This window comes from Paenibacillus sp. CMM36 (assembly GCF_053570945.1).
In genome coordinates this window covers 1-5,372 of the sequence record NZ_JBSEDY010000042.1, presented here as the reverse complement: position 1 = coordinate 5,372, position 5,372 = coordinate 1, and the positions used below count along the sequence as shown (strand labels likewise).

At 41.4% G+C, this 5,372-nt stretch carries 1 protein-coding gene; it reads left to right on the top strand.

Annotated features, from left to right (window positions below; all coding sequences use genetic code 11):
* Window positions 1-11: 11 nt before the first annotated feature.
* Window positions 12-5,372, top strand: a 5,361-nt coding sequence (locus ACWA2B_RS27705; protein WP_449292858.1) for an amino acid adenylation domain-containing protein, incomplete at its 3' end; no start/stop codon positions are given.

Sequence of the window (5,372 nt, the reverse complement as noted above, 5' to 3'; positions counted from 1 at the left end):
CAAGAGGGTACTTGAACAGACCGGAACTTACAGAAGAAAAATTCGCAGCAAACCCATTCGCACCGGGTGAAAGGATGTACAGGACAGGTGACCTGGCAAGGTGGCTGCCTGACGGCAACCTAGAATATCTGGGCAGGATCGACCATCAGGTAAAGATAAGAGGCTACAGGATAGAACTGGGTGAAATAGAGAACCGGTTATTAAAGCATGAAGCAATAAAAGAAGCGGTGGTATTGGACAAAGAAGGAGCTGACGGAAATAAGTATCTTTGTGGATACGTCGTACCGGATCAAGAAATAACCGTACAGGGGATGAGGGAACACTTGTCAAAAGAGCTCCCGGACTACATGATCCCTTCCTACTTTGTGCGGATGGAAAAGCTGCCATTGACCCCTAATGGAAAAATAGACAGGAAAGCATTGCCTGTGCTCGATAGCAATGTTAATACCGGCGTAGAATACGTAGTACCTTCGGGAGAAATAGAGGAGAAACTTGTGCTGTTGTGGCGGGATATCCTTGGAATAGAGAAGGTAGGAAGAAATGATAACTTTTTTATGCTTGGGGGACACTCGTTAAAGGCAACAAGCCTTGTAGCAAGAATTCACAAAGAGTTCAATATAGACATACCTCTTAAGGAAATATTCAAGACACCAACCATCTTAGAAATTGCCAGATATATTAAAGACTCAAAGGAGAGCCTATATCAGTCAATCCAACCGGCAGGAGAAATGGAATACTACCCTATGTCATCTGCACAAAGAAGGCTGTATATACTAAACCAGCTTGAAGGGGCAGGGACAGCATACAACATGCCTGGTATTATGCTGCTGGAAGGAAGCATTGATACAGCGCGTTTCCAGGAAGTCTTCAGGCAGTTGGTAAAAAGGCATGAGACTCTTAGAACATCGTTCCACATGATCGATGGTAACCCGGTCCAGAAGGTTCATGACCATGTGGAATTCAGCGTGATGTACTTTGAAACTAACGAAGAAAAAGCCGCAGAGTATGCTGGGGAATTTGCCAGACCTTTTGATCTTGGCAAGGCTCCTCTGCTAAGGGTAGAGCTTGTAAAAACGGGAGAAGACAGGCATCTTATGATGTTTGATATGCATCACATTATATCCGATGGTGTCTCCATGGACATACTGATTCGTGAGTTTATGGATCTTTATGAAGGAAACAACCCTCCAGCACTTCGGATACAGTACAAGGACTACGCTGTATGGCAGAATAAACTGTTTGATGAGGGCGGAATTAGCAGCCAGGAGGAATACTGGCTCCAAGCATTCCAGGGAGAAATACCTGTACTGAATATGCCGCTAGACTATCCAAGGCCTGTAATACAAAGCTTTGAAGGGGATTTTTTTAGCTTTGAAGCAGGCAGTGAGCTTACGAATAAATTAAACAAGCTTGCAAGGGATAATGGGGCTACGCTTTACATGACACTGCTCGCGGCATACAACATATTGCTGTCTAAGCACACCGGACAGGAAGACATAATCGTTGGAAGCCCTATAGCCGGAAGGCCACATTCAGACCTGCAGGATATCCTTGGTATGTTTGTAAATACCTTGGCTATGAGAAATTACCCCAAGGGAGATAGTACCTTTGTAGAATTCTTGAATGAAGTAAGAGAAAACGCTCTAAGGGCTTATGACAATCAGGATTACCAATTTGAAGAACTGGTTGAGAAGCTTAACTTGAAGAGGGACATGAGCAGAAACCCACTGTTTGATACTATGTTTACCATGCAAAATGCCTCTAAGGTAGAATTTGCAGTACCTGGTATAAGCTTCAGACCTTTTAATAACGGGCTAGAGTATAGAATATCAAAATTTGACCTATCCATTGATGCAATAGAGCGTGAAGATGGTATGGCTTTTAGCTTTGAATATTGTACTCGGCTTTTCAAAAAAGAGACTATAAAAAGGTCGGCGGCTCATTACCTTAACGTGTTGGAAGAGATAACCGCAAATCCGTTTAAAAGGTTGTCGGAAATAAATATGTTGTCCCAGGAGGAAAAACAGCAAATAATCTATGGCTTCAATGATACAAAAGTAGAATATCCTAAGGATAAGACCATACAAGAGCTATTTGAAGAACAAGTGGAAAAGACGCCTGATAACATAGCAGTAGTATTTGAAGATAAATACTTGACTTACGGAGAACTTAATGAAAAGGCCAATCAACTGGCTTGGATCTTAAGGGACAAGGGATTAAAACCTGACAGTGTAGTAGCTATAATGGTAGACCGGTCCATAGAAATGATAATAGGTGTAATTGCTGTATTTAAAGCAGGAGGCGCGTATTTACCCATAGACACCGAATATCCTGAAGAACGAATCAGATATATGATCGATGACAGCTTGGCTGGAATTATTCTTACGCAAGAACATCATAAAGAAAAAATTAAATTTGATCTTGATATTATAAGCTTTGATGACTGTGTGAATTACAACGGGAGAACAGAAAATCTTCCTGTCATTAATAAATCTTGTAATTTAGCATATGTCATTTATACATCAGGAACCACAGGAAAGCCAAAGGGGATCATGATAGAGCATAGAAGTCTTGTCAACATATCTTACGCATGGAAAAAGGAATATAGGCTTGCGGATATGGATGTAAAGCTGTTGCAAATCGCAAGTTTTTCTTTTGATGTATTTGTGGGAGATGTTTCGAGAACGCTGCTCAACGGAGGCCAAATGGTTATTTGTTCATCCGAGGAGAGATACGATCCTGCACGATTATATTCACTTATTAAAACCCATAAAATAACCATCTTTGAATCCACACCGGCACTGATTATTCCTCTTATGGATTATATCCATGATAATGCTTTGATTATTGATAGCCTCAAGTTGCTTATACTTGGATCAGATACTCTCTCTGTGGAAGATTATGAAAGATTACAATCCTGGTATGGAGAGAAACTGCGGGTTGTTAATAGCTATGGGGTTACTGAGTCCACCATAGATTCCAGTTATTACGAAAAGAGACTGGGAAGCTATTTGGAATCCGGGAGTGTACCTATCGGAAAGCCAATGCAAAATATAAAATACTACGTTGTTGACAAACACTTGAGACCTCAGCCTACAGGGGTTTTGGGTGAGTTGTGCATAGGGGGAGAAGGGCTTGCAAGGGGATATCTAAACCGGTCCGAACTGACAGCTGAAAAATTTGTACCTAACCCGTTTATACCAGGGGAAAGGATGTATCGTACAGGGGATCTGGCCAGATGGCTGTCTGATGGGAATATGGAATTTTTAGGAAGAGTAGATCATCAGGTAAAGATAAGGGGATTTAGAATAGAGCTGGGGGAAATAGAAGCACAACTGCTAAAGCACGTTTCAATAAAGGAAGCAGTGGTTATTGCAAGGGAAGATCAGAAGGGAAACAAGTATCTGTGTGCCTATGTGGCAGGGGAAAATGAATTAACAATAGCAGAACTAAGGGGACATCTCTTAAAGGACCTTCCAGACTATATGATACCATCCTATTTTATGCAGTTAAAAAAGCTGCCGCTGACTCCCAATGGCAAAATAGATAGGAAGGCATTGCCCGAACCTGACGGCAATATCGATGCTGGAATAGAGTATGTCGCACCCTTGGGTGAAGTGGAGGAGAAACTTGCGGGGTTGTGGCAGGATATCCTTAGTATAGAGAAAGTGGGAAGAAACGACAATTTCTTTGAGCTGGGGGGACATTCCTTAAGGGCAGCAAATCTTATTGCCAGGATTCACAAAGAGTTCAATGTAAACATACCGCTTAAAGAAATATTTAAGAGCCCAAATATGTCTGAAGTTGCCGAGTGCATCAAGATTGCAAAGGAGAGTGTATTTCATTCTATTGGGCCGGCTGGGGAGATGGAGTACTATCCAATTTCATCCGCCCAGAAAAGGCTGTATATTCTAAACCAGCTTGACGCAGTTGGGATGGCATACAACATGCCTGGTATTATGCTAATTGAAGGCAAACTCGATAAACTGCGCTTTGAACAGGCTTTTAGGGAGCTTGTTGACAGACATGAGTCTTTCCGTACCTCATTCCATATGATAGATGGTAAACCGGTACAAAAGGTCCATAGCAATGTGGATTTTAGTGTTATGTATATGGAAACCGATGAGGAAAGAGCTGCGAAAATAGCCAGTGAATTTATTAGGACCTTTGACCTTGATGAGGCTCCTTTACTTAGGGTTGGGCTTATAAAAGTTGGAGAAGACAGATATATTATGATGTTTGATAAGCACCATATTATATCTGACGGGGTGTCTGACGACATACTGGTAAGAGAATTTATGAGCCTGTATGAAGGTAAGGAACTTCCGGAACTTAAGATTCAGTACAAGGATTTTTCCGTATGGCAGAACAGGCTGTTTGCTGATGGGACAATTAGTAAGCAGGAAGAATACTGGCTCCAAGTATTCAAAGGAGAAATTCCTTTGCTTAATATGCCGCTAGACTACCCTAGGCCAGCTATACAGAGTTTTGAGGGAGATGTGATCAGTTTCAAAGCAGGCAAGGAGCTTGCTGTTAAACTGAACAAACTTGCAGTGAATAATGGTGCCACGCTCTACATGGTACTTTTAGCTTCATACAATGTCCTTTTATCCAAGTACACCGGACAGGAAGATATTATAGTTGGAAGTCCCGTTGCAGGAAGGCCGCATACTGATCTTCAGGACGTTATTGGTATGTTTGTAAACACGCTAGCCATGAGGAATCACCCTCAAGGTGGAAAGACTTTTGTGGACTTCCTTAATGAAGTAAGAGAAAACTCCTTAAGGGCTTACGAAAACCAAGATTACCAATTTGAAGAACTGGTAGATAAGCTTAACCTGGAAAGGGATCTGGGTAGAAATCCACTTTTCGATACTATGTTTGTACTGCAAAATATCGAGGCATCAGAAGTGAAGATGGATGGGCTAAGGTTTATGCCCTATGACAGTGAAGTAAGAATATCCAAGTTTGACTTGACTTTAAACGCTGAGGAAACAGAGGACGGTATTGCATTTGAATTGGAGTATGCTACCAGGTTGTTTAAGAAAGAGTCAGTTATAAGGCTTATTGCCCATTACCTTAATGTATTGGAAGAGGCAGCAGCCTTTCCTGAAAAAAGGCTATTAGAAATTGATATGCTGTCACAAGACGAAAAACATCAAATATTATATGAATTTAATAATACAAAAGCAGGATACCCTCGGGAAAAGACCATCCATCAGATTTTTGAGGAACAGGTGGAACGGACACCCAATAATATTGCTGTAGTGTTTGAAGATAAACAGCTGACTTATAGGGAGCTAAACGAAAAGGCAAACCAACTGGCCAGAAAATTAAGAGAAAAGGGAATAAAACCTGATAGTGTAGTGGGA